The sequence below is a fragment of the Nonomuraea diastatica genome (genome assembly GCF_004349015.1).
GTDB classification, from domain to species: Bacteria; Actinomycetota; Actinomycetes; order Streptosporangiales; family Streptosporangiaceae; genus Nonomuraea; species Nonomuraea diastatica.
The window spans coordinates 1-1,726 of record NZ_SMKP01000394.1; the positions used below are offsets into that span (position 1 = coordinate 1).

Annotated in this window: 1 protein-coding gene and 1 pseudogene; both read right to left on the bottom strand. The window is 69.9% G+C overall.

Features of this window, described 5'->3' with window-relative positions; translation table 11 throughout:
* Positions 1-193, bottom strand: a 193-nt coding sequence (locus E1294_RS51805; RefSeq protein WP_246083896.1) for a transposase, incomplete at its 3' end; no start/stop codon positions are given.
* Positions 194-438: 245 nt separating this feature from the next.
* Positions 439-1,465: pseudogene (locus E1294_RS51810) on the bottom strand (IS630 family transposase).
* Positions 1,466-1,726 lie beyond the last annotated feature (261 nt).

The window sequence follows — 1,726 nt, forward strand, 5'->3', positions numbered from 1 at the left end:
CGCTCGCCGGCTTCTTGGCCGGGCCCGCCTTCTTCGCCCCGGCGGTGCCGTCCGCGCGGGCCTCCTTCACCCACAGACGCAGGGTCTCGCGGTTGATGCCCAGGTCCCGCGCCACCGACGCGTACGTTCGCGCCGGGTCAGACAGATACAACGCGACGGCGTCCGCCTTGCACTCCGGCGGATACGACTTCATCGCCACGTGGAACTCCTTGCCTCCGGATTTCCATCATCCGGCACTCAAGGTGTCCACACATCGGGGCGAGGGCCCGGCCTCGGCCACCGTGAGCCTTGCCAGACCATGGGAGTGCCGGCCGCCAGGCAAGCTGAGTGCCGCGTCGGCCGGACAGTCGTACCGGGCCCGGGCCGCGCGCAAGGCGCAGATCGGGTGACATTCCGTCCCTAGATCGTGGTCAGGGAGCCGATGATGGCCAGTCGCCGCTAAGCGGCATTCCAATAGTTCCGTTTGTAACCGGCGGGGAGCGGAGCTGACCCAGGGAGCCGCGGTGGTCAGGAGCTGGTCGGGTGAGCGGGCGCGGAAGAAGGCGTGGACCTGCCGGAGGCGTCCGGGCCAGGTGACGGCGGTGTTGGCGATGAACGCCTTCAGCGCGGCCCAGATCCGTTCGACGGGGTTGTCGTGCGGGCTGTAGCGCGCCCCGTACAGCAGCTCCAGCTGGGGGTGCTTGGTGAGGTAGGCGGTGACCACCTTGGCGTGGTGGATGCTGTCGTTGTCGCAGATCACCACGATGGCGGGAGCAGCCGGGAACGCGGCGATCACTTGATCCAGCAGGAGCAGGAAGTCGGCCGCGCACCGGCGGCCCAGCCGATACACCCACCGGCCGGTGGTCATCTCCAGCGCGCCGAACACGGTGGCCTGCCGGTTCTTGCCCGGCGTGGGAATCTCCGGGCGGCCCGAGCGCAACGTCCAGCTGGCCCGAACGTGCGGCAGCCAGTTGACGTGGGTCTCATCAGTGGCCCACACCACCGCTCCTTGCGGTAGTTCGCGCAGCCGGGCGGTGATGTCGGCGACCACCCGCCAGCGGTGCGGATCTCCTTTGGCGATCAGCTTGGGGCGCCGCCAGATGGCCACCAGCCGCACCCGCCGATACAGGGTGCGCCTGCTCAGCGCGGGCCGATTCAGCAGCCGCCACAACCTGGGGATCGTCCACGGTCCCGGCCGGGCCAGCAGCGCGGCGATGCGGTCAGTCAGCCGGCGGCCGCCCAGCCGCGGACGACCCGGGCGGGGACGGTCGGCCAGGCCCGCCACCCCGAGGCGGTTGAACCGCCCGATCCAGCGGCGGACTGTGCCCGGGTCGTAGCCGAGCAGGTCAGCAGCCGCCGGCAACCCGTGCAGCGACAACAGCACCATCACCGCCCGCGTCGCCTGCCGCCAACGACCCCGTAACTCCGTCTGCAGGTCCTCAACGGAGGCGGCCGGAGCATTGGCGAACACGACAGGAGGGCGCATACTGACCACGACCTCGCCGGGGCGGAGAGACGGTGTGAACAACCTCGATCCAACCCCCGGCGGGGCCCCTGTCAATGCCTGCATGCCCCGGTGATCTCACACCCTGTTACGCGCAGGAGTTCTGGATACGCGCTTAGCCCTGCTCGCATGCACTACCGTGGCCCGCCGTCGGTGCGGGTTCGCCACCGCTTGCAGTTCCCGGAGCGCGCAGGTCCAGACGACTGCACGAGCTGCCGCAGCCAACCGATCACGACTACCAGG